General features: G+C 67.6%; 28 protein-coding genes. 10 read left to right on the top strand and 18 right to left on the bottom strand.

Features of this window, described 5'->3' with window-relative positions; genetic code table 11:
- Positions 1 to 9: 9 nt before the first annotated feature.
- The 11 genes from ACSFA8_RS18670 to nac all read right to left on the bottom strand — a co-directional run bounded on the left by ACSFA8_RS18670 (position 10) and on the right by nac (position 8,947).
- A complete protein-coding gene (locus ACSFA8_RS18670; protein ID WP_435481093.1) occupies positions 10 to 744 on the bottom strand; it encodes an amino acid ABC transporter ATP-binding protein in 735 nt (244 codons plus the stop codon).
- Positions 745 to 840: 96 nt separating this feature from the next.
- A complete protein-coding gene (locus tag ACSFA8_RS18665; RefSeq protein WP_435480972.1) occupies positions 841 to 1,599 on the bottom strand; it encodes an amino acid ABC transporter permease in 759 nt (252 codons plus the stop codon).
- 5 nt (positions 1,600 to 1,604) lie between these two features.
- Entirely contained in the window at positions 1,605 to 2,306 is a 702-nt protein-coding gene (locus ACSFA8_RS18660) for an amino acid ABC transporter permease (protein WP_435480971.1), read from the bottom strand.
- Positions 2,307 to 2,323: 17 nt separating this feature from the next.
- Positions 2,324 to 3,076: an SDR family oxidoreductase gene (locus ACSFA8_RS18655; RefSeq protein WP_435480970.1), complete on the bottom strand. Its 753-nt coding sequence runs from the start codon at positions 3,074 to 3,076 to the stop codon at positions 2,324 to 2,326.
- 152 nt (positions 3,077 to 3,228) lie between these two features.
- Entirely contained in the window at positions 3,229 to 3,993 is a 765-nt protein-coding gene (locus ACSFA8_RS18650) for a LamB/YcsF family protein (protein ID WP_435480969.1), read from the bottom strand.
- Positions 3,994 to 4,004: 11 nt separating this feature from the next.
- Positions 4,005 to 4,433: an acetyl-CoA carboxylase biotin carboxyl carrier protein gene (locus tag ACSFA8_RS18645; protein ID WP_435480968.1), complete on the bottom strand. Its 429-nt coding sequence runs from the start codon at positions 4,431 to 4,433 to the stop codon at positions 4,005 to 4,007.
- Between the two features lies 1 nt (position 4,434).
- Positions 4,435 to 5,421: a 5-oxoprolinase subunit C family protein gene (locus ACSFA8_RS18640; RefSeq protein WP_435480967.1), complete on the bottom strand. Its 987-nt coding sequence runs from the start codon at positions 5,419 to 5,421 to the stop codon at positions 4,435 to 4,437.
- Complete coding sequence (pxpB, locus tag ACSFA8_RS18635; RefSeq protein ID WP_435480966.1) at positions 5,418 to 6,086, bottom strand: 5-oxoprolinase subunit PxpB; 669 nt, start codon at positions 6,084 to 6,086, stop codon at positions 5,418 to 5,420. The genes ACSFA8_RS18640 and pxpB overlap by 4 nt, the downstream gene beginning before the upstream one ends.
- Positions 6,083 to 7,435: an acetyl-CoA carboxylase biotin carboxylase subunit gene (gene accC / locus ACSFA8_RS18630; protein ID WP_435480965.1), complete on the bottom strand. Its 1,353-nt coding sequence runs from the start codon at positions 7,433 to 7,435 to the stop codon at positions 6,083 to 6,085. The genes pxpB and accC overlap by 4 nt, the downstream gene beginning before the upstream one ends.
- Before the next feature lie 11 nt (positions 7,436 to 7,446).
- Complete coding sequence (locus ACSFA8_RS18625) at positions 7,447 to 7,875, bottom strand: acetyl-CoA carboxylase biotin carboxyl carrier protein (RefSeq protein ID WP_435480964.1); 429 nt, start codon at positions 7,873 to 7,875, stop codon at positions 7,447 to 7,449.
- A 133-nt stretch (positions 7,876 to 8,008) separates the two neighbouring features.
- Positions 8,009 to 8,947: a nitrogen assimilation transcriptional regulator NAC gene (gene nac, locus ACSFA8_RS18620; RefSeq protein WP_435480963.1), complete on the bottom strand. Its 939-nt coding sequence runs from the start codon at positions 8,945 to 8,947 to the stop codon at positions 8,009 to 8,011.
- 483 nt (positions 8,948 to 9,430) lie between these two features.
- Here nac and ACSFA8_RS18615 point away from each other — a divergent pair, with 483 nt between their 5' ends.
- A complete protein-coding gene (locus ACSFA8_RS18615; RefSeq protein WP_435480962.1) occupies positions 9,431 to 10,639 on the top strand; it encodes an aspartate transaminase in 1,209 nt (402 codons plus the stop codon).
- A 38-nt stretch (positions 10,640 to 10,677) separates the two neighbouring features.
- A complete protein-coding gene (locus tag ACSFA8_RS18610) occupies positions 10,678 to 11,349 on the top strand; it encodes an RraA family protein (protein ID WP_435480961.1) in 672 nt (223 codons plus the stop codon).
- Positions 11,350 to 11,374: 25 nt separating this feature from the next.
- On the opposite strand, the gene ACSFA8_RS18605 is transcribed toward ACSFA8_RS18610, so the two are convergent.
- A complete protein-coding gene (locus tag ACSFA8_RS18605; protein ID WP_435480960.1) occupies positions 11,375 to 12,037 on the bottom strand; it encodes an alpha/beta hydrolase in 663 nt (220 codons plus the stop codon).
- Positions 12,038 to 12,144: 107 nt separating this feature from the next.
- On the opposite strand from ACSFA8_RS18605, the gene ACSFA8_RS18600 reads away from it, so the two are divergent.
- Entirely contained in the window at positions 12,145 to 12,462 is a 318-nt protein-coding gene (locus ACSFA8_RS18600; RefSeq protein ID WP_435480959.1) for a hypothetical protein, read from the top strand.
- A 1-nt stretch (position 12,463) separates the two neighbouring features.
- Complete coding sequence (locus ACSFA8_RS18595; protein WP_435480958.1) at positions 12,464 to 13,114, top strand: glutathione S-transferase; 651 nt, start codon at positions 12,464 to 12,466, stop codon at positions 13,112 to 13,114.
- 15 nt (positions 13,115 to 13,129) lie between these two features.
- On the opposite strand, the gene ACSFA8_RS18590 is transcribed toward ACSFA8_RS18595, so the two are convergent.
- On the bottom strand, positions 13,130 to 13,537 hold the full coding sequence (locus ACSFA8_RS18590) for a hypothetical protein (RefSeq protein WP_435480957.1): 408 nt from the start codon (positions 13,535 to 13,537) through the stop codon (positions 13,130 to 13,132).
- 120 nt (positions 13,538 to 13,657) lie between these two features.
- Here ACSFA8_RS18590 and ACSFA8_RS18585 point away from each other — a divergent pair, with 120 nt between their 5' ends.
- Together ACSFA8_RS18585 and ACSFA8_RS18580 are read left to right on the top strand one after the other, a co-directional pair.
- Positions 13,658 to 14,854: a YncE family protein gene (locus tag ACSFA8_RS18585; protein WP_435480956.1), complete on the top strand. Its 1,197-nt coding sequence runs from the start codon at positions 13,658 to 13,660 to the stop codon at positions 14,852 to 14,854.
- Positions 14,855 to 14,972: 118 nt separating this feature from the next.
- Positions 14,973 to 15,188: a hypothetical protein gene (locus ACSFA8_RS18580; protein ID WP_435480955.1), complete on the top strand. Its 216-nt coding sequence runs from the start codon at positions 14,973 to 14,975 to the stop codon at positions 15,186 to 15,188.
- Positions 15,189 to 15,210: 22 nt separating this feature from the next.
- On the opposite strand, the gene ACSFA8_RS18575 is transcribed toward ACSFA8_RS18580, so the two are convergent.
- Together ACSFA8_RS18575 and ACSFA8_RS18570 are read right to left on the bottom strand one after the other, a co-directional pair.
- Entirely contained in the window at positions 15,211 to 16,119 is a 909-nt protein-coding gene (locus ACSFA8_RS18575; RefSeq protein ID WP_435480954.1) for a DUF808 domain-containing protein, read from the bottom strand.
- Positions 16,119 to 16,637 (bottom strand): GNAT family N-acetyltransferase, encoded by a 519-nt coding sequence (locus ACSFA8_RS18570; protein WP_286546925.1) that lies wholly within the window; start codon positions 16,635 to 16,637, stop codon positions 16,119 to 16,121. Before ACSFA8_RS18570 ends, ACSFA8_RS18575 begins: the two co-directional genes overlap by 1 nt.
- A 99-nt stretch (positions 16,638 to 16,736) precedes the next feature.
- Between ACSFA8_RS18570 and ACSFA8_RS18565 the strand changes: the two genes are divergently transcribed.
- From ACSFA8_RS18565 to ACSFA8_RS18555, 3 genes are read left to right on the top strand one after another with little or no spacing between them, the layout of a single operon-like run.
- A complete protein-coding gene (locus ACSFA8_RS18565; protein ID WP_435480953.1) occupies positions 16,737 to 16,883 on the top strand; it encodes a hypothetical protein in 147 nt (48 codons plus the stop codon).
- A gap of 7 nt (positions 16,884 to 16,890) precedes the next feature.
- Positions 16,891 to 17,172, top strand: coding sequence for a VF530 family protein (locus tag ACSFA8_RS18560; RefSeq protein WP_435480952.1), 282 nt, complete (start codon positions 16,891 to 16,893; stop codon positions 17,170 to 17,172).
- Complete coding sequence (locus tag ACSFA8_RS18555; protein ID WP_435480951.1) at positions 17,169 to 17,471, top strand: 2Fe-2S iron-sulfur cluster-binding protein; 303 nt, start codon at positions 17,169 to 17,171, stop codon at positions 17,469 to 17,471. Before ACSFA8_RS18560 ends, ACSFA8_RS18555 begins: the two co-directional genes overlap by 4 nt.
- A gap of 350 nt (positions 17,472 to 17,821) precedes the next feature.
- Here the strand turns inward: ACSFA8_RS18555 and ACSFA8_RS18550 are convergent, their stop codons facing one another.
- The gene (locus ACSFA8_RS18550) at positions 17,822 to 19,003 is read right to left on the bottom strand and encodes an MFS transporter (RefSeq protein ID WP_435481092.1); all 1,182 of its coding nucleotides are present in this window, start codon (positions 19,001 to 19,003) and stop codon (positions 17,822 to 17,824) included.
- A gap of 105 nt (positions 19,004 to 19,108) precedes the next feature.
- Here ACSFA8_RS18550 and ACSFA8_RS18545 point away from each other — a divergent pair, with 105 nt between their 5' ends.
- A complete protein-coding gene (locus tag ACSFA8_RS18545; RefSeq protein ID WP_435480950.1) occupies positions 19,109 to 19,750 on the top strand; it encodes an RluA family pseudouridine synthase in 642 nt (213 codons plus the stop codon).
- Positions 19,751 to 20,141: 391 nt separating this feature from the next.
- On the opposite strand, the gene ACSFA8_RS18540 is transcribed toward ACSFA8_RS18545, so the two are convergent.
- The gene (locus ACSFA8_RS18540) at positions 20,142 to 20,579 is read right to left on the bottom strand and encodes a universal stress protein (protein WP_286546916.1); all 438 of its coding nucleotides are present in this window, start codon (positions 20,577 to 20,579) and stop codon (positions 20,142 to 20,144) included.
- 87 nt (positions 20,580 to 20,666) lie between these two features.
- Complete coding sequence (locus ACSFA8_RS18535) at positions 20,667 to 21,686, bottom strand: methionine synthase (protein WP_435481091.1); 1,020 nt, start codon at positions 21,684 to 21,686, stop codon at positions 20,667 to 20,669.
- Positions 21,687 to 21,694 lie beyond the last annotated feature (8 nt).

Raw genomic sequence — 21,694 nt, 5'->3', positions numbered from 1 at the left:
GTGTTTCACTCAATGTGCGCGCAGGTCTGAGAGGAAGCGCTGCGCGCGCGGATGCTGGGGGCTTTTGAAGAAGGTCTCGGGCTCGGCCTTCTCGAGGATCTGGCCGGCGTCCATGAACCAGACGCGGTCCGCGACTTCACGGGCGAAGTTCATTTCGTGCGTGACGCACATCATGGTCATGCCGTCGTTGGCCAGGCCGCGCATCACCGCGAGCACCTCGCCCACCATTTCGGGGTCGAGCGCACTGGTGGGCTCGTCGAACAGCATGGCCGGCGGCTCCATGGCGAGCGCACGCGCGATGGCAACACGCTGCTGCTGGCCGCCCGAGAGCTGCGCCGGGTAGGCCCCCGCCTTGTTGGCCAGGCCGACCCGCTCGAGCAACTGCATCGCCTTGGCGCGCGCAGCCGCTCGCTTGACGCCCAGCACGCGCATCGGCGAAAGCATGATGTTCTCCAGCACCGAGAGGTGCGGGAACAGGTTGAAGCTCTGGAACACGAAGCCGATGCGGCTGCGCAGCTTGTTGAGCGCCACGCTGCTCATGGGTGCGTGGATGTCGTGGCCGTCGAACAGCAGCTGTCCCGACTTGATTTCCTCGAGCCGGTTGACCGTGCGGATCAGCGTCGATTTGCCGGAGCCGGAAGGCCCGCAAACCACCACTACCTCGCCCTTCTTCACCTCGGCGTTGACATCGGTCAGCGCCTGGTAGTCGCCGTACCACTTGTTGATGCTGGAAAACAGAATCATCGGAACATCCTCTGCGGCCGCCGGTGAGGCGGCCCGGTCTGAAACGGGGGTCATGGTTCTGTCTCCTTGAGTTCTCGGTGGCCGTCTTGCGCGGCCTCAGGGGTTCGCTGCCACCTGCGGCGGCAACGACGCGGCGCCCTCGGGCAGGCTGGCCAGCGTGACGCCCAGCCGCTTATGGGCAATCCGCCGCTCCAGCCACTGCGCCAGCTGGGTCAGGCTGAAGCAGACGACGTAGTAGGTCATCGCCAGGATGAAGAACACCTGGAACGGCTTGGTCAGCAGCTGGTTGTTGATCTGGTTCGCGGCAAAGGTGAGCTCCTGAACGTTGATCACGTAGCCGAGCGTCGTTTCCTTGATGGTGGAAATGAACTGGCTCAGCATGCTCGGCAGCATGTTGTAGAGCGCCTGCGGCAGGATTACGAACCACATCGTGCCGAGATGGCTGTGGCCGAGCGCGCGTGCCGCTTCGGTCTGCCCCTTTGGCAGTGCCAGGATGCCGGCGCGCACCACCTCCGACAGGTAGGCGCCTTCGTAGATCACCAGCGTGCACAGCATGGTGGTGAAGCCCGACACCTCGCGCCCGATGACGAGTGGCACGAGGAAGTAAACCCACAGAATCACCATCAGCAGCGGCACGCCGCGCACCACGTAGACCAGCACCGTCGCCGGCCAGCGCAGCAGCCGCCAGGGCGACAGCCGGCACAGCGCCAGCAGCACCGACAACGGGAATGCCAGCACGATGCCCAGCACCGACAGTATCAGCGTGGCGACGATGCCGCCCAGCGGGCCGCTGGGGTATTGGCCGACCAGCAGCAGCAGCCAGTTGTCGCGAAGGATCTCGAAGACGCTGAACATCGCGCTCACCTCGCCTCTGCGATGCGGTAGTGCCGCGCCAGCCAGGCACCTGCGGCCATGATGAACAACGAGAAGACCAGATAAAGCACCGTCGCCACGCTGTAGGCTTCGAACGCGCGAAAGCTCTGGCTTTCCACTTCCTTGACGGCGTGCGTCAGTTCGGCAACGCCGATGGCCATCGCCAGGCTGCTGTTCTTGAACAGCGACACGCTGTGGTTGACGAGCGCCGGCACTGCGTTGCGCACGGCCTGTGGCAGCAGCACGTGGCGCATCGACCCGATGTAGCTGTGGCCGAGGGCGCGTGCCGCCTCGGCCTGCCCGCCCGGAATGGAGCGCAGGCCCGAGCGCATGTCTTCGCTGAAGTAGGCGGCCTGGCAAAGGCCGAGCGCGACGATCGAAAGAAGCGCCTCCGCGTTGTGCTCGGACAGCCAGCTTTGCAGCACCTCTGGCAGCAGGCTGAAGATGCCGAAGTACCAGAGCATCAGCTGAACCAGTGTCGGCACGTTGCGATGGTACGAAACATAGGCCGCGACCACGCGCTCGGCGATGCGGTTGGTTGTCAGCCGCACGACCAGCAGCACGAGCGCCATGGCCATGGCGAGCAGCCAGGAGCCGGCCGCGATCTTCAGCGTCATCTCGAGGCCGTGCAGCAGCATCGCGCCGAACTCGGGCTTCAGCAGGACGGCCATCAAGTCGAAGTCTTTCATGGGCCGTTCCTCTGGTCTCAGGCCTGCGGCGCTTCCGGCCGAGCGGTGGACAGCCCGCCGGGCACCTGCAGCGTCGGCGTGATTTCCATGTGGCCGACATTCACCGCGACCGGGGCGGCAACCGCGAAGGCGATGGCATTCGCGATGTCTTCGGCCTGCGGCAGTTCATAGCCCTCGACGAAGCGCTTGTAGGTTTCTTCGGAATCGCCGTGCACGTGGGCGAAGATGTCGGTGGCGACGCGCCCCGGACAGATTTCGGTCACCCGCACGCGCTTGCCGAAGACGTCGATGCGCAACTGGCGCGACAGCATGCTCACGGCCGCCTTGGTCGCGTGGTAGGTGCTGTTGCCGCCAAAGTTGTAGGCCGCGGCGATCGAGCTAATGTTGATCACATGGCCGCGGTCGCGCGCCGCCATACCGGGGACGACCAGCCGGCACAGATGCAGCACTGCGCGCAGGTTCACGTCCACCAGCAGGTCGATGCCCTCGGCGTCGGCCTTGAGGATGGAGCCCGGCCGGTCGACACCGGCGTTGTTCACCAGCACGTCGAACGGGATTTCCTGCGACAGGCGGGTGATGCCTTCGAGGTCGCTGACGTCGATGGCGTGCGGGATGCAGCCCGTGCGCGCGGCCAGTTCGGCCAGCTTGTCGGCGCTGCGCGCGAGCGCATGAACCTGCAGGCCTTCCTTGCAGAGACGCTCGACGACCGCGGCACCGATGCCCGAGGAGGCACCCGTCACCAGCGCGGTCTTGTAGTCGGAGAACGGCATCTTTGCCTCTTTCGTTAAGGAAAATTCACTGTATCGAGCACAACGCCTTGGCGCCAAGACGGATTGGCTGTGGAGAGATAAGCCGCCCTTATGTTGCCCCGCCTTCGTGCACGCGACTCAGGGTTAGCACCAAGTGCGTGCCGCTCCGGCCTTCATGCGAGCTGCCTGGAAATGGGCACGATCCGGCCCGCCGCCTCCACCACGCCGCGCACTGCGAGGGCCAACGCCACCGCACCCGGCGTATCGCCGTGCAGCAGGATGGAATGCACCTTCATCGGAATCGTCTTGCCGTCGTACGTGCTCACGGTGCCCTCCTCCAGCAACTGGCGCACACGCGCCAGAACGGTGTCGCGGTCGTGGATGACCGCCCCGGGCAGCTTGCGCGGTATCAGGAGGCCTTCGCGGTCGCAGGCGCGGTCGGCCAGGAAGGTGGTGGCCACGCGCAGCCCGCAGCGTTCGGCCGCATCCTCGATGGCGCGGCTGGCCGAGGAACTGATGATCAACCCGCGATCGAAGTCCGCTACCGCGCGCACCAGCGGCTCCGCCAGCGCCGCATCGGCGGCGGCCATGTTGCCCAGCGCCCCGTGAAAGCTCATGTGCGTCATGCGGTGGCCCGCTGTGCGCGCGATACCGGCCAACGCGCCGAGTTGGTAGATCACGTAGGTGACGAGCTCCCCTGTGTCGATCTGCATGGGGCGGCGTCCGAACCCTTGCAGATCGGGAAAACCCACATGGGCGCCCACGTCCACGCCTCTGGCCTGCGCCATCCGCACCGTGCGATCCATGATGACGGGGTCGCCGGCGTGGAAACCGCAAGCCACGTTGGCAGAGGAGACGAGTTCCAGCAGCGCCTCGTCCTCGCCCATGCGCCACGGGCCGAAGCCCTCGCCCAGGTCTGCGTTCAGATCGATGTCCATGCTGCTACTCCTCATCCAAACGGCTGCAATTCGACCAGCGCGGTGCCGTAACCCACGGTGCAGCCGGCCGCCACGCACACGGCCGCAATCACGCCCGCCAGCGGCGCGGCCACTGGCAGCAGCAGCGGCCCGATCTGCAGCAGGCCCACGGGCTGCCCCGCCGCCACCCGGTCGCCGACGCGCACCAGGGGCGCAGGGTGCAAGGGGTGTCCGTGCAGGAACACTCCCACGCTCGATGCGACGGCCATTGCGGTGTCCTGCGCTGGCGCTGGTGCGGGCGCGCTGCCATCGCCGTCCGCATCGAGCTGCACGATCGCCCGGGATGGCACGCGGCCGCGTCCCAGCCGCACCATCCCTTCGGGCGTGCGCAGTTCCAGCAGGCCGATGTCGGTGTCGGCCAGCCATGCCGCGAGTTGCTGGAGTTGATCGGCCGTTCGCATATCAGTTCTTGCGCGGTGCGCTGCGATGCAACTCGACCAGTCGCCCCACCTTGTCAAGCCAGGCCTGCGCCTCGTCCAGCGCAGCGACGGCTTCGTCCCAGGTGGTTTCGACGAAGCGGATGCGGCTGCCGATCGGAGCCTGGCCGAGGCGCCAGAGATCGGCCTCGATCACGGTGCCGAACTTGGGGTAGCCACCCGAGGGTTGGGCGTCGCGCATCTGGATGATGGGCTGCCCGCTGTGGGGCACCTGGATCACCCCGGGCACGATGCCATGCGAGCGCATTTCCATCGGTGCGAGCGGTCGCAGGGCCTCTCCCGCCAGCCGGTAGCCGTAGCGATCGCTCTGCGCGGTGATCTTCCATTCGCCGGCCCAGAACGCGGCGCGCGAGGCCTCTTCGAACCCCTGGTACTCCGCCGCCGGCAGCACCCGGACGGCGGGCACGCCGCCGACCTGGAGCGGCAGGGTCAGCGCAGGGGGGACGAGGCCAAAGCCGGTCGCGCAGGCCTGGCCGGCGCCGGCGACCCGCAGCACGTCGCCCCGGCGCAGCGCACGCCCCTCGTGCCCACCGAAAGCGCCGCGCAGTTGGGTGCTGCGCGAGCCCAGCACCCGAGGTACATCCACCCCGCCGGCCAGGCACAGCATGGCGCGGCTGCCGCGCTGCGCGCCGCCTTGCGGCAAGCCCAGCGTCAGCACCTGGCCGGCGCGCGCCTGATAGACCCACCAGGGCATCAATGGCTGCGCGTCCAGCCGCGCCGCGCAGTCGGCACCAGACAGCGCGAACGCGCAGTCTTCGCCGAAGCGCAGCTTGAACGGAAAGACCGGCACTTCGATGGCGGCCGCATCGGCATCGTTGCCCAGCATCAGGTTGCCGGCCGCCAGCGCCAGCTTGTCCATGGCGCCCGACGTGCCGACGCCCCAGCGCAAACTGCCGCTGCGCCCCAGGTCCTGCACCGTGGCGAGCGCGGAGGACGAAAGGACTTCGATCATCGGACGACCCTTTCGACCCTGAAACGGATCATGTCGCCCGGCTGCAGCAATGCAGGCGGATCTTGCGCGGGATCGAAGAACGACATCGACGTGGTTCCGATCGTGTTCCAGCCGCTGGGCCCGGCCGAAGCCGAGACACCCGTCTGTGCGCCGCCGATCGACACGGCGCCGCCCGGAATACTGAGCACCGGCACCTTGCGGCGCGGCGTCGCGATGCGTGGATCCATGCCGCCCAGATAGCAATAGCCGGGATGGCTGCCCAGCGCATACACCGGATAGGTCGGCCCGCTGTGCAGCTCGACGATCTCTTCCACGCTGAGCCCGGTGTGCGACACCACGTCGGCCATGTGGGGCCCGCCCTCGCCGCCGTAGACGACCGGGAGTTCGACCACGCGCCCTTCGAGCGGCAGCGCAACTGCTGCGTCCCAGGCGGCGTACAGGCGCGTCTCCAGCGCATCCAGCGCTTGCGTGGTGCGCGGCGGCTGCATGAACGTCAGCATGAGGTTGTTCATGCCCGGCACCGCTTCGCACACCTCGGGCCAGCCCTGGGTCTCGCGCGCCAGCGCCCAGATCCGCTGCTGCGATGAAAGCGCGAGTTCGCCCGGCGCCTCGAACAGCAGCGCCGTGGTTCCAAGCAGGCTCACGGATGGGAGGGACGCCATCATGCTGCGCTGCGCTGCTGCAACCAGCGCTCCAGGTGGTGGATGTCGACGCCGCCGTTGGCAAAGCCTTCGTCGGCCAGGATCTCGCGGTGCAGTTGCAGGTTGGTCCAGATGCCCTCGACCTGCATCTCGGCCAGCGCGACGCGCATGCGGTCGAGTGCATCCGTGCGCGTGCTGCCGTGCACGATGAGCTTGGCGATCATCGAGTCGTAGTACGGCGGCACGCGGTAGCCAGCGCCGGCATGGGAGTCCACACGCACGCCGAAGCCGCCGGGCACCTGCCAGCCGGTGATCTGCCCCGGCGACGGCGCGAAGGTGACGGGATGCTCGGCATTGACTCGGCATTCGATCGCATGGCCATTGCAGCGCACGTCGGCCTGCCCGAACGCCAGCCGCTCGCCGCGCGCCACGCGCAACTGCTGCTGCACGATGTCGATGCCGGTCGTCATCTCGGTCACCGGATGCTCCACCTGCAGGCGGGTGTTCATCTCGATGAAGTAGAACGCACCCCGCTCGTACAGAAACTCGAATGTGCCGACGCCGCAGTAGCCGATCTGCCGGCACGCGGCAGCGCAGCGCTCGCCGACCTCGGCGATCAACGCCTCGTCGATGCCCGGCGCGGGCGCCTCCTCGATCACCTTCTGGTGGCGGCGTTGCAGCGAGCAGTCGCGGCTGCCAAGCCAGACGGCGTTGCCGTGGCTGTCGGCCAGCACCTGGATCTCGACATGCCGCGGATGCAGCAGGAATTTTTCGATGTAGACCTCGGGGTTGCCGAAGGCGTGGAGCGCTTCCTCGCGCGTCAGCGCCATCGCGTCGAGAAGCGCATGCTCGTCGTGCACCACACGCATGCCGCGGCCGCCGCCGCCGCCCGCGGCCTTGACGATCACCGGATAGCCGACTTCGCGCGCCAGGGCCTGAATCGCAGCCCCGTCTTCCGGCAGCCCTTCGTCCGGCCCGGGCACGCAGGGCACGCCGGCCTGGCGCATCGCGCGCTTGGCCGCCACCTTGTCGCCCATGGTGCGGATGCATTCCGCGCTCGGGCCGATGAAAACGAGGCCCGCGCGCTCGACCCGTTCGGCGAAGCCCGCGTTCTCCGAGAGAAAGCCATAGCCCGGATGGATGGCCTGGGCACCACTGACCTCGGCCGCGAACAGGATCGCAGCCTGGTCGAGGTAGCTTTGCTTCGGCGCCGCCGGGCCGATGCACAGCGCCTGATCGGCCTGCGCCACATAGCGCGCGTCGCGGTCGGCCTCGGAGTGAACCATCACGGTCTTGATGGCGAGACCGCGGCACGCCCGCTGGATGCGCAATGCGATCTCTCCACGGTTGGCGATCAGGACGGTATCGAACATGGCCATCGACCTCACTCGAGGCGGAACAGCGGCTGGTCGGCTTCGACCTCCTGCCCCGATTCGACCAGCACCGCCTGCACCGTGGCGTCGCGCTCGGCACGCACTTCGTTGAACACCTTCATGGCCTCGATCACGCACAGCGTCTGGCCGGCCGTCACCGCCTGGCCGGCCTGCACGTAGGGTGTGTCGCCGGGCCTGGGCTGCAGATGAACCACGCCGTACAGCGGGGCGCAGCACACGGCCGGGCCGGGCGTCTCAGGGTGGGGCGCCTGCGGCGCGGACGCTTGGTGCGCCATGGCGACTTCGCGCCGAGCCGGCGCCGCGGCCAGCGCCGACTGCCTGACCAGCCGTAGCGAGCAGCCGTTCTCGCTGTATTCCAGCTCGGACAGGTCCGACGCGGCCAGGGCGTCGATAAGCGTCTTGATTTGATCCTGATTCATGCCGGGCCCGTCTTTGGCGACAGAACATCCTGGTGGCCGACGCATTCGGAGAACACGTGACGGCAGGCATGAAAGGTAACGGGCCTCGGCGCCAAAGCCCAAGACGGAATGGCTGTGCCGCGATAAGGGCGGCTTATGACAAGGCGGTCAACTCGGGCGCGGGTGTCGACGGAACCGCGCCGGCCAGGTCGACGACCAGTTCAAGCAGGATGCTTTTCACCGCCTGCGCCGGCTCGGACAGGGGCAGGTGATCCGACTGGCACAGGGCCAGCGGCGCCTCGATCACCGGATCGACGATGGCGAACTGCCAGGCGCCGCAGGCCGCCACCACTTCGCGCGCCATCGAAGCCGGCAGGATGGTGGCGCCCAACCCGTCGGCGATCGCGGCGGTCAGGGTGAAGGCCGATTCGATCTCCGCCACCACGCGCGGCACCATGCCGGCGCGCACGAAGGCCGCGTCGACCAGCTTGCGCACCACGTTGTAGGGGCGCGGCAGCAACAGCTCGATTTCGCGCAGGTCAACCAGCCTTACCGGCTCGGCCGGCGGTGGCGTGGTGGCCGGCCCGACCAGGTAGAGCGGCTCGTTCAGCAGGGGCAGGAAGGACAGCCCGTGGATGGCCTTGTCGCCATAGAGCACGGCCAGATCCATGCGGCCGTTCATGATGAGCTCGCTGAGCGTCGTGCCGTAGTTCTCGTTCAGGTAAAGAAGGATGCCGGGATGCCGGGCACGCACAGTGCGCAGCAGCGGCAGCGACAGTGCGGAGGCCGCAGTGCCCGGCGCCAGCCCCACCGACACCTGTCCCGATAGGCCTTCGCCCGCCGCCTCCATGTCCACGCGGGCCTGCTCGCACTGGCGCAGGATGATCTGCGCATGCCGGTACAGCACCTTGCCGGCCTCGGTGGGCGTCACGCCGCGTTTGGTGCGCACCAGCAATTGCTGGCGCACCTCGCCTTCGAGCGTGGCGAGCTGCTGGCTCAGCGCCGGCTGCGCAATGAAGAGCACCTCGGCGGCCTGCGTCAGGCTGCCGATGTCGACGATCTTCACGAAATATTTGAGGCGTCGGAGGTTCACGCCTTGTCTCCATGCAAAAGGCGAGCCTAGCACTGGGCAACTGGGGCGCCTAGATGCGATGTGTCCGGGGGTGCGATGGCGGGCGATGTGTCCGTGGGTGCGATGGCAGGCGGTGTGGAAGCGCTGCTGGTTGCTCCCTCTGCCATCGAACACCCACCAAGCCCGGTATGCGGTGCGGGCTGGGCGATCCCCTCTGCGCCGCCGAGGAGCGCAGCGTTTCGCGGATCAGGGCTCGCAGCTGTTTGAGCCGCAGGCGAGTTCTGCGAGACCCCGCGAAACGCGAGCACCGCAGGGCAGCCCGAAGGGCCGGCGCAGCGGGGTCGCCCAGCCCGCACCGCATACCGGGCGCTCGTCCCAACGAGCAGAGCCGCCGTGCCACCATAAGCTCTCCCTATCGAACCAGAGCGATCTCGTCTTGGCCGAGGCCGAACGATGTGCGTACTGTTGGGCCTCGTGCATCCAGCAGCAGTCCAAGGAAGATCCGTGACCCCCTCCCGCATCGCCGCCCGCGTACGGCGCATCAAGCCTTCACCCAGCACCTCCGCCGCGGACCGTGCCAACGAGTTGCGCCGGCAGGGCAAATCGATCGTCAACCTGGTCGTGGGCGAACCCGACTTCGACACTCCGGCGCACATCCGGCGCGCCGCCGCCGAAGCGATGGACAAGGGCGCGACGCGCTACACGCTGATGGCCGGCACGGTCGAACTGCGGCAGGCCATCGTCGCCAAGCTGCAGCGCGAGAACGGTTTGACCTACGCGATGAACGAGATCATCGCCACCAGTGGCGCCAAGAGCGCGATCTACAACGCCTTCGCCATCACGCTCGAGCCGGGCGACGAGGTCATCATCCCCGCGCCCTACTGGGTGTCCTACCCCGACATGGTGCTGGCCTGCGAGGGCGCACCCGTCATCGTCGCCTGCCCCGAGGCCAATGGCTTCAAACTCACGCCGGCCCAGCTGGAGGCCGCCATCACGCCGCGCACGCGCTGGCTGCTGATCAACTCGCCGAGCAATCCCACGGGCGCGAGCTACACGGCCGACGAATACCGGGCGCTCGCAGAGGTGCTGAAGCGGCATCCGCATGTGATGGTGATGACCGACGACATCTACGAACACATCCGCTTCGACGGCCAGTCGACGCCGCACATCCTGGCGGTCGAGCCCGCCTTGCGCGAGCGCACGCTGGTCGTGAACGGCGTCTCCAAGACCTATGCCATGACCGGCTGGCGCATCGGCTACGCGGCAGGGCCCTCGGACCTGATCACGGCGATGGACACCCTGCTCTCGCAGTCCGCCGGCAACTGCTGTTCGATCAGCCAGGCCGCCGCCGCTGCGGCGCTCAATGGCGACCAGAGCTTCGTGGCGGAGAGCGTGGTGGTCTACAAACAGCGGCGAGACCGCACGCTTGCACTCATCAATGCGATCCCGGGCCTCGGCTGCGCCACGCCGCCCGGCGCCTTCTACCTCTACATCCGCTGCGCCGGCCTGATCGGCAAGGCCACGCCCGCGGGAAAGCTACTGAATGAAGACGGCGACGTCGTGATGTACCTGCTGGAAAACGCCGGCGTGGCCACGGTCGCAGGCACCGCCTACGGCCTCTCGCCCTACTTCCGCCTGTCCATCGCCACCTCGATCGACAACCTCGAAGAAGGCTGCGCGAGGATCGCCCGCGCCGTGGCCGAGCTGCGCTGAGCGCACCAACCATCTCCTCCACCAAGGACACGCACCCCATGCCCTACAAAGCCATCCGCAAGAACCCCTCGGCCGCGCCGGTCGACCCGAAGATCCTGGCCGCGCTGCGCGAGCTGCCCGTCGCCGCGCTGAGCGACAACATGCATCGCAACATCGGCACCACGGGCCTGCAGCCCTACCACCTCCCCGTCGCAGCAACCATGGCAGGCACGGCCGTCACGGCGCGCTCGCGTGGCGGCGACAACCTCACGTATCTGCGTGCCCTCGAGTTCTGCCGCCCCGGCGATGTGCTGGTGATCGATGCCGGGGGCATCCTCAACAACGCAGTGGTCGGCGGCATCCTGTCCTTCTACGCGGCCCACATCGGGGTCGTGGGCGTGGTGGTCGACGGGGCCATCCGCGACGTGGCCGAGATCCGGGCACGCGAGTTCCCGGTCTACGCGCGCGGCGTCACCCATCGCGGCCCGTACAAGGACGGCCCGGGCGAGATCAACGTGCCGGTGTCCGTCGGCGGCATGGTGGTCAACCCGGGCGACATCGTGGTCGGCGACCAGGACGGCCTGATGGCGTTCTCGCCGGACGAGGCCGAACTGCTGATCGTGCAGGCACGCGCCCACCTGGAGACCGAAGCCGAGACGATACGGGCCATGAAGGAAGGCCGATGGGATCGATCCTTCATCGACGCGCTCGAAGCCCGCTGCCCGAACTGAGCGCACCGGTCTGCGGGCGCTGCGGCTAGGCCAGCACGCGCTGCAGCCACTTGCCGAGGTCAGCAATCTCTTCCATGCACACCGAGTGCTCCATCGGGTACGTGTGCCAGTCGACCGCATAGCCGAGCGATGTGAGCGCATCGCGGGATGCGGTGGCACGGGCGATCACCACGACGCCGTCGCGCTGGCCATGGCCCATGAAGATCGGCACATCGCGGTTCGCCTCGCTGCGCTCGGCAGCGGTGCTGGCGGCCAGCGGCAGGTAGCCCGAGAGCGCGACGATGCCGGCCAGCCGTTCGGCATGGCGCAACCCGGTCAGCAGCGCCATCGCGCAGCCCTGCGAGAAACCGGCGACGACGATGCGATTCGCGGGAATGCCGCGTGCCTTCTCGGCGGCGATCAGGCCTTCGATGGCGGCCATCGAGCGCCGCAGGCCGGCCTCGTCCTCGCGCTTGACCAGGTCGGCGCCATAGATGTCATACCAGGCCGGCATCGGATAGCCGTTGTTGATGCTGACCGGCATCACCGGCGCATTGGGGAACACGAAGCGCACCGGGCCGACGGCACCGAGATCGAGCTCGTTGCAGATCGGCACGAAGTCGTTGCCGTCGGCGCCGAGGCCGTGCATGAGGATCACCGAAGCGGTCGGGTTCGGGCCGGTTTCGATTTCGATGGGAGCGAGGGACATGGACGCTGGGCCTTGTTGAAAGAGATCAGAGGATGCCCGATTTTGACCGCGCGGCCCCGGCGTGCCGGCTGACGACGCCGCGCGCGCCGCAGTGCCACACTGGCGCCATGTCCCTTCCTCACGACACCGCCCCGCTGGTTTCCGTCAAGTTCTCGGGCGCCGTGCTGGTTTGCGGCGATTGCGAGGAACGCAGCAGCGGCCCGAAAAAGCTGCGCGCACGGGAGGTGCGCAAGGAACTCAAGCACTCGCTCGGCGACGCGCGCTTCAAGCTGCGCGTGGTCGAGTCGTCCTGCCTCGGCCTCTGTCCGAAGAAGGCGATGGCGCTGATGGCCATCGGCGCGAAGGTGCAGCCGCTCGCGGCCGAAGTCCGCAACGAAGCCGATGTTTCCGCCTTCGCGTCCCACCTGACGACATCGTTCCGATAGCGTGGCCGACCCGGTTCTCTACTCTTTTCGCCGCTGCCCCTACGCGATGCGTGCGCGCTTCGCGCTGCTGGTGAGCGGCCAGCGCTGCGAGTTGCGCGAAGTGCTGCTGCGCGACAAGCCGCCCGCGCTGCTGGCCGCATCGGCCAAGGGCACGGTGCCGGTGCTGGTCGATGTGGACGGCACGGTGATCGACCAGAGCCTGGACATCATGCGCTGGGCATTGCTGCGGCATGACCCTGCGCGCTGGTTGCAGCCCGAGCGCGGCAGCGTCGACGACATGCTCGCGCTAGTCGCGGCGTGCGACGGCGATTTCAAGCAGCAACTCGACCGCTACAAGTACCCAAACCGCTTCGAGGGCGCCGACGCTGCGGCGCATCGTCTGAACGGTGCGCACTTTCTGGAAGACCTGAACGAGCGACTGGCGCGCACGAGTCACCTGTACGGCAACCGCCCTGCACTCGCCGACATGGCGATCGCGCCGTTCGTGCGCCAGTTCGCGCAAACCGACATCGGCTGGTTCGAGCTGCAGCCCTGGCCCGCGCTGCGAGCCTGGCTCAGCGCGCTCGTCGAATCGGTGGTGTGGGCGAGCGCCACACAGAAGTACCCGGCGTGGAAAGCCGGTGAAACCGGCGTCGCGTTTCCGCCGGCCTGAGCAACGCGCAGGAAATCAGGGCTTGGCCGCGAGATCCCGGCAGCGCTTGAGGTTGGCGTCGAAGCGCGGTGCCAGGCCCGGCTCGCACACGTCACCTTTCGGCATCAGCCGGCACAACCCGACGATCGTGAAGTCGCTCACCGCTTCGGTGCAGCTGGCATAGCGTGCCAGCGCCGGGTTCGCGCGCGTCTTGAAGCCCCAGTTGTCCGAGAACTCCAGCGTTCGCCCCATCGCCGCCTCGAAGTAGTCGCGATCCCGCGCGGCCACGGCCGCCTCCATTTGCGGCAGTTCCGCGCCCAGAAAGGACGTGGCCGCGGCGGGAAACTGGTCGGCGGCTGTGGGCTGCGCAGTGGCATGGCCCGCCAGCGCGGCGGCAATCGACAGCGCGACGCGGGAGGCAGTTCGGTAAGCGGTTCGGTTCATGGGGTCTCGACTCGGTGGCATGCCCGGCATTGTCCAACAGGTCGCCGCCGCCCCCGGGCTGTCGCTACGATGCGGCTGGCGCGCACCCTTCTTTCAACACCAGCGCCGAGGAGACAACCCATGCAGCCCCATCGATTCGGCCCGCTCGCGGCCCTGACATTTGCCGTACTCGCCACCGCCTGCACCGGCATGGGCCAGCGAACGCCGCCGCAGCGCGAGCTGATGATCGTGGCCAACGACGAAAAGCAGGCCTGGGACGACACCGGCAAAGTCATCCTCGGTGCACCGGGCAAAGACACGGTGCAGATCCTCGACATCGGCACCGATCCGCTCGCGCCCAAGGCGGTCGGCTCGCTCGAACTGCCGAACACAATCGCCGGGCCGCCGACCAACCTTGCGATCACGCCCGGCGAAACGCTGGCGCTGGTGGCCAACTCGGTCAACGTGGTGGAAGAAAACGGCGTGCGCCGGCAGGTGCCGGACGACCGTCTCTTCGTCATCGACCTCACCACTACACCGCCCCGACTGATCGACACGCTGCGCATCGGCAAGCAGCCTTCGGGCTTGTCCATCAACAAGGCCGGCAACCTCGCACTGGTGGCCAACCGCGCCGAGAACTCCATCAGCGTGCTGCGCATCGCCGGCAAGCAGGTGACACTGATCGACACGGTGGCCATCGGCGAATCGGTAGCGCACGTGCGCTTTACGCCCGACGGCAAGCGCGCCCTGGCGGCCAAGTTCCCCAACCACAAGATCGCACTGCTCGACGTGAATGGCGAGAAGGTCACCTACAACAAGGTCGACCTGGCCGCAGGGCTCTGGCCGTACAACGTGGACGTGACGCCCGATGGCAAGCTCGCCCTGACGGCCGACAACGGCAACTCGGGGGCGGCCGACGGCCAGGTCGACACGGTGAGCGTGATCGACCTCGAAGCCAATCCGCCGCGGGTGGTCGACAAGGTGGTGGTCGGCGATGGCCCCGAAGGCCTGGCCGTGAGCCCGACCGGCAAGCACGCCGTGGCGGTGCTGCTGCGCGGCAGCAACGCGGCGAAGACCGCGTTCTTCTACAACCGCAACGGCTCGGTGGTGCTGCTCAGGATCGATGGCAAGAAGGTCACGCGCGGCAACGAGGTCGAAGTGCGCGGCCTGCCCGAAGGCGCAGTGTGGAGCGCCGACGGCAAGTACCTCTACGTGGGCAACTTCATCGACCAGGACATCACGATCCTGCGCCTGGACGGCGACACGCTGGTGGCCACGGGCAAGTCGTTCGCATTGCAGGGGCACCCCGCGTCGATGCGGGGGCGGGTGACGCATTGACGCGATTACGAGGATCATCGTCGCGCGCGCTACTGGATGCTCAGCCTGCGCGACCAGATCCGCCTGGGCACCGGGGCCTGACCCGCCCCCGGCATCGCATCTGCTAAAAGGTCGGCCCATGGCCCAACTTTTTTCCAACAGCTCGCAGATGCTGGTGCGCGGCATCGCCTGCATCGTCATCGGCGCCGCGGTGCTGCTCGCACCGTACTTTCTGCAATCGCCGGGTTACCGCGAGATGGTCGGCGGCGCGCAGCTCGCAGGCTGGTTCGGCGTCGTGCTGGGCGTGGCGCTGGTGGTGGTCGATCTGGTCAAGCGCGCAAAAAAGCCGCGCTGAGCGCGCGGCGTTTGAAGCGGGCTCAGCCCTTCTTCTTCAGCACCTTCTTCGCCAGCTCGACCGCGCCCAGTACCACCGCGCCCGCCACGATGCCGACGACGGCGTCGATCCCCATCGAGCCCAGCGTGCCGAACAGCCCGCCGACGCCTGCGGCCCAGGCTTCGACCGCATGGCCGAAGGCCGGCACGCCGTGCACCAGGATCTGGCCGCCGACCAGGAACATGGCGGCCGTACCGGCCACCGACAGCGCCTTCATGAGCCAGGGTGCGAACGCCAGGATGCCGCGGCCCAGCGCCTGCTGTGCCGCGCTCGCGCGGCGGCTCAGCCACAGGCCCGCGTCGTCGAGCTTGACGATGCCGGCGACCAGGCCATAGACACCGATCGTCATGATGAGCGCGATGCCGGTCAGCACCGCCACCTTGGTGCCGAAGGGTTGCCCGGCCACGGTGCCGAGCGTGATCACGATGATTTCGGCCGAGAGGATGAAGTCGGTGCGGATCGCACCCTTGACCTTCTCCTTCTCGACCGCCACCACGTCGACCGTAGGGTCGGCAACGGCGGCGACGTGTTGCCGGACCTCGGCGTCGTGCTCGTCCTTGTGCAGGAATTTGTGGGCGAGCTTCTCGACGCCCTCGAAGCACAGGAACGCACCGCCGATCATCAGCAGCGGCGTCACGGCCCAGGGCAGAAAGGTGCCGATCAGCAGCGCGGCCGGCACCAGGATCGCCTTGTTGACGAACGACCCCTTCGCCACCGCCCAAACCACCGGCAGCTCGCGGTCGGCCTTGACGCCCGACACCTGCTGCGCGTTGAGCGCCAGATCGTCGCCCAGCACGCCGGCGGTTTTCTTGGCGGCGACCTTGGTGAGGATGGAGACGTCGTCCAGTACCGTGGCGATGTCGTCCAGCAGCAGGAAAAGGCTGGCCGCCATCAGGCAACGCTGCGCTTGAGGCGCACTTCTTCGATCTTCACGTCGCCCAGCATCGAGGTCTTGGCGGTTTTCATCTCGCGCTTGAAGCCGGCCAGTTCGTGAAAGCGCAGCGCGCGGTCGTTGCGCAGCGGCACCCAGATCGTGACGACGGTGCAACCCTCTTCTTCGAGGCCATCGCGTGCGGCATCCCACAGCGCAACGCCCACGCCCTTGTCCCAGTGCTCGGGCTTGACGTAGATGGCCCAGATTTCGCCCGTCGTGGACGGCGTCTTGGGATCGCGCGAGCGGTCGAAGCCGACGAAGCCGACGATTTCGCCGTCGAGCTCGGCCACATGAACCTGCGGCTCGCTGAACTCGATGGCTTCGCGCCATTTCGCTTCACGGGTGCTGGGCGCGAGCGCGCGCAGCTGATCTTCGGGCAGCAGGCCCTCGTAGGCGGCACGGGCGGCAGCGGCGTGGACTTCGGCAACGGCGCGCGAGTCGCTCATTTCGGCGGGGCGGACTTGGTAATCGGACATGACGGACTTGAATCAACAACAGACGGAATCGGGGGCGTATTGTCGCCGCGCCGCTAAACTGCGCAGTTCGCAAGCCCCTGCATTCACTCGGAGTTCACCATGGCCAAAGGTCAGCAGAAAACCAACAAGGAAGCCAAGAAGCCCAAAAAGGACACTTCGCCGCCCAAGCCGATCACCGGCGGCGAGTTGATCCGTCCCACCGTGACAACGGCGGTCATTCCGCGTGGCAAGCTCAAGAACAAGTGAGTTTGCGTTGAGCGCGCCTCCTGCTCCGGGAGCCGTGCCGAGCCAGGCACGCAATCCCCTGCACGGGTTGACGCTGGAGGCCATCGTCACTGCGCTGGTGGCGTACTACGGCTGGGCTGGCATGGGCGAACGCATCGCGCTGCGCTGCTTCACTAGCGACCCCAGCATCCCGTCCAGCCTGAAGTTTCTGCGCAAGACGCCCTGGGCGCGAGAGAAGGTCGAGAGCCTCTATCTCTTCATGCTGCGCGACCAGCGGCGCAACCGGCTCACGGAGCCGGGTGATGTGTGACTGAAGCGGCGGCGCCGCTGTCGGTGCGCATCGAGCCGTCGGGCTACACCTTCGAAGCCGCGCCCGGCGAGACCCTGCTGCAAGCGGGCCTGCGCGCTGGCATCGAACTGCCGACGAGTTGCCGCAACGGCACGTGCCGCACCTGCCTCTGCCGGCTGGTGAGCGGCAGCGTCCGCTACCGGATCGACTGGCCCGGCGTCAGTGCCGACGAAAAGGCCGAGGGCTGGATCCTGCCCTGCGTTGCCGAGCCGGTCAGCGATGTGTCGCTCGACGTGCCGTTTGCGTATGCGCTGATCTGAAGGCTCCGGCTCCGGCTCCGGCTCCGGCTCCGGCTCTGGCTCCGGATCGGATTCGGTTTCGGTTTCGGTTTCGGTTTCGGGCGCGTTTCGGGGTAGGCCGCTGGCGGCGGGTGGCCCCTTCCGCGAATGTCCCCCGGGCTTCGCCCTCCTCCTTTATTTCGCTGCAGGGGCCACCCACCACCATCGGCCTAGGGCACGCTCTGCATGTTCAGCGCGAACATTCACGCCGCGTCCAGGATCAGGGCGGTGGGGCACGCTGCGCAGCGAAATAAAGGAGGAGGCCGCAGGCCGGGGGACATTCGCGGAGCAGCGTGCCCCGCCGCCCTGAGCCCGCCCCGGAACCTCAGCCCTCAGATCTTCTGCCCGACGATCCGGTCGCGCTGCGCCAGCGACGGAAAGAGCCTGAACCAGGCCACCGCCACCAGCACCGTGCCGACCCCGCCCGCCACCACCGAGCCGACCGGCCCAAGCAGCGCCGCGGTGGCGCCGGATTCGAACTCGCCGAGCTGGTTGCTGGCCCCAATGAAGATGGAGTTGACCGCACTAACCCGGCCGCGCATCTCGTCCGGGGTTTCGAGTTGCACCAGGGTCTGGCGGATCACGACGTTGACCATGTCGGCACCGCCCGAGACCGCCAGCACGACCAACGACACGAGGAAACTTCGCGACAGCCCGAACACCACCATGCAAAGCCCGAAAGCAGCCACCGCCACCAGCAGCGTGCGGCCCACATGGCGTTCGATCGGGCGTCGCGTGAGCACTATCGACATCACCAGCGCGCCCACCGCTGGCGCGCCGCGCAGCAGGCCCAGGCCCCACGGGCCGGTGTGCAGGATGTCCTTGGCATAGATCGGCAGCAGCGCGACGGCGCCACCCAGCAGCACCGCGAACAGGTCGAGCGACACGGCACCGAGCACCGTCTTGCGGCGCCAGATGAAATCCACGCCAGCGAACAGCGTCTGCAGCGTGACGGGTGCCCGGGGCGGCGGCGCATGGGCATAGCGCAGCCGCGCCACCAGCACGCCGCCGGTCACGAACAGCAGCATGCTGGCCGCGTAGACCACGCCGATGCCGGCCACGAACAGCAGCCCGCCGATGGCCGGCCCCGCGATGATCGCGCCCTGCGCGCCGGCCGAACTAAAGGCCATGGCGCGCGGCAGCATGATCGGCGGCACCAGCATCGGCGTGAGCGCCTGCTGCGCCGGCATCTGGAACGCGCGCACCGCGCCCAGCACCAGCGACAGGCCCAGCAACAGCGCCCGCGAATCGCGCTGCGCATAGCCGGCGGCAAGCAGCACCAGCGCAACCAGTGCCTGCACAAGAAAGCAGACCGCCACGATGCGGCCACGATGGTGCCGGTCGACGATGTGGCCTGCATACAGCGCAAGCAGCAGTGCCGGCACGAACTGATAGAGCCCGACCAGGCCCAGATCCCAGGCACTGCCTGTGAGCTCGTACATGTGCCAGCCGATCGCCACCATCAGCATCTGGCTGCCGGCCGTGCCGAAGAGGCGCGCCATCCACATCTGCATGAAGGGCCGCTCGCGCGTGAGGTCGGAAAAGCCGGGGGCGGCGGCAGCAGAAGCGGGCATCGCGTCGAGGATAGCGCAGACCCGCCGACCTAAACTGAGCCCCCGATGACGGCCCCCTTGCACGCAATCCACGAAGACCCCGACCTGCTGGTGCTCGAGAAGCCTGCCGGCCTTCTTTGCGTGCCGGGCCGCGGGGCCGACAAGCAGGACTGCCTGAGCGCGCGGGCGCAGCAACGCTGGCCGGATGCGCTGGTCGTACACCGGCTCGACATGGCCACGAGCGGGCTGGTGTTGATGGCGCGCAACCTTGCAACGCAGCGCGCGCTCGGGGACGCGTTCGCCGCACGGCAGGTGGAGAAGCGTTATGAGGCCGTGGTCGACGGATTGATGCCGCCGTCGGATGAATGGGCCCTGATCGACGCGCCGCTCATCGCCGACTGGCCGCGCCGGCCGCTGCAGAAGATCGATGCCGCCGGTAAACCAAGCCAGACCCGCTGGCGCGTGCTGCGGCAACTGCCGCAACGGCAGGCGACCCATGTGCTGCTGGAGCCGCTGACCGGCCGCTCGCATCAGCTGCGCGTGCATCTGGCGTCGATCGGCCACGCGATCCTCGGCGATGCGCTGTATGCGAGCGAGGCGGTGCAGGCGCGTGCCCCGCGGTTGATGCTGCATGCCACTGTGCTGGCTTTCACGCATCCGGCAACGCTCCAGGGCATGCGCTTTGTGAGCGAGGCACCGTTCGCTTGATGCTTGGGGATTGAGACTTGCGGATTGATGCTTGACGGTTGGGGCGGGCCGCTGGCGGCGGGTGGCCCCTTCCGCGAATGTCCCCCGGGCTTCGCCCTCCTCCTTTATTTCGCTGCAGGGGCCACCCACCACCATCGGCCTAGGGCACGCTCTGCATGTTCAGCGCGAACAGTCACGCCGCGTCCAGGATCAGGGCGGTGGGGCACGCTGCGCAGCGAAATAAAGGAGGAGGCCGCAGGCCGGGGGACATTCGCGGAGCAGCGTGCCCCGCCGCCCTGAGCCCGCCCCGGAACCGAAGCGCCCCGATCCAGTCCCCGGAATCTCAGCGCCTTGATCCGCCCCGACCCTCAGCGCTCAGAGCAACGTCGGACTCTGCGAACGCAAGACCGTATCAGCCCTTGACCACCAGCACCGGCATCGTCGCGTCCTGCAGCACGCGCTGCGTCACGCTGCCGAGCAGCAGTTTCTCGATGCCCGAGCGGCCATGCGAGCCCATCACGATCAGGTCGGCGCCGATCGCGTCGGCGGTGTCGACAATGCCTTCATGCACCACATGCCCATCGATCACGCGCTGGTCGCTGTGCAGCCCTTCGGCTGCAAGCGCGGCCACGCCGCGCGCGAGCGCTGCATTGGCGCTGCTGGTCGCGGCGGCCAGGTATTCGTTCTGGCCCAGCGCATAGTCCGCGCCGACGCCGATGAAGGGGTAGTTGTCGATCACATGAATCAGCGTGATGCGGCTGCCGAAGGCCAGGGCCAGTCCGCTGGCCTTGCTGACCGCCACCATCGAAGTCTCGGAACCGTCGATCGGAACCATGATGTGATTGAACATGACGGGCCTCCTTCACCAAAGTTGAGCCGCTGTCGGGCCGATGCCCCAATGTACCGCGCGGGTGCGTAACCGGTTGTAGGACGCGAGTCAGGCGTAGCGCTCGCGGGCCAGCGCCGCGCCTTGCGCGAGCGCCTGCAGCTTGCGCAATGCAATGTCGCGATCCATCGGCGCGAGGCCGCAGTTGGTGCAGGGTAACAGGCGTTCGCGCGATACGTATTGCAGCGCGGCGCCGATGGTGTCGGCCACCTGCTCGGGTGTTTCGATCTCGTCGCTCGCCACGTCGATCACGCCGACCATCACATCCTTGCCTTCGAGCAGCGCCATCAGGTGCGGCGGCACGTGCGAGTGATAGCACTCGAGGCTGACCTGGTCGATGCTGCTTTTCGCGAGCGCGGGGAACACGGTTTCGTACTGGCGCCATTCCTCGCCGAGCGTGGCCTTCCAGTCGGTGTTGGCCTTGATGCCGTACCCATAGCAGATGTGCACGGCGGTCGTGCAGGTCAGCCCCTGAACCGCGCGCTCCAGCGCCTGCACGCCCCAATCGGCCGCATCCTGCATGTAGACGTTGAAGGCCGGCTCGTCGAACTGCACGATGTCAACGCCGTCGGCCTGCAGTGCCAACGCCTCTTCGTTCAGGAGTTCGGCGAAGGCCATCGCCATCTTGACGCGGTCGCCGTAGAAGCGGTCTGCCACGGTGTCGACGATGGTCATCGGGCCCGGCAAGGTGAACTTGATCTTGCGGTCGGTGTGGGCGCGCAGCAGTTGTGCTTCGGTCGCGTGCACGCGACCCTTCAGACGCAGCGGCGCGACCACCTGCGGCACCATCGCGTCGTAGCGGTTGTTGCGGATGCCCATCTTCACCTTGTGATCGAAGTCGATGCCTTCGACCTGTTCCAGGAAGCCGTGCACGAAGTGCTGGCGCGACTGCTCGCCGTCGCCGATCACGTCGAGGCCTGCGTCCTCCTGCGCCTTGATCCAGAGCAGCGTTGCATCAGCCTTGGCCTGCGCCAGTTCGGCGCCTTCGGCCTTCCACTGCGGCCAGAGCTTCTGTGTTTCCGAAAGCCATGCCGGCTTCGGCAGGCTGCCGGCGATGGTGGCACTGAACAATGGACGCT

The sequence above is a fragment of the Variovorax nitratireducens genome (assembly GCF_051216545.1).
GTDB lineage: Bacteria > Pseudomonadota > Gammaproteobacteria > Burkholderiales > Burkholderiaceae_C > Variovorax.
Note: the sequence above shows the minus strand (reverse complement) of the source record. Positions and strands in the feature narration are given on the sequence as shown.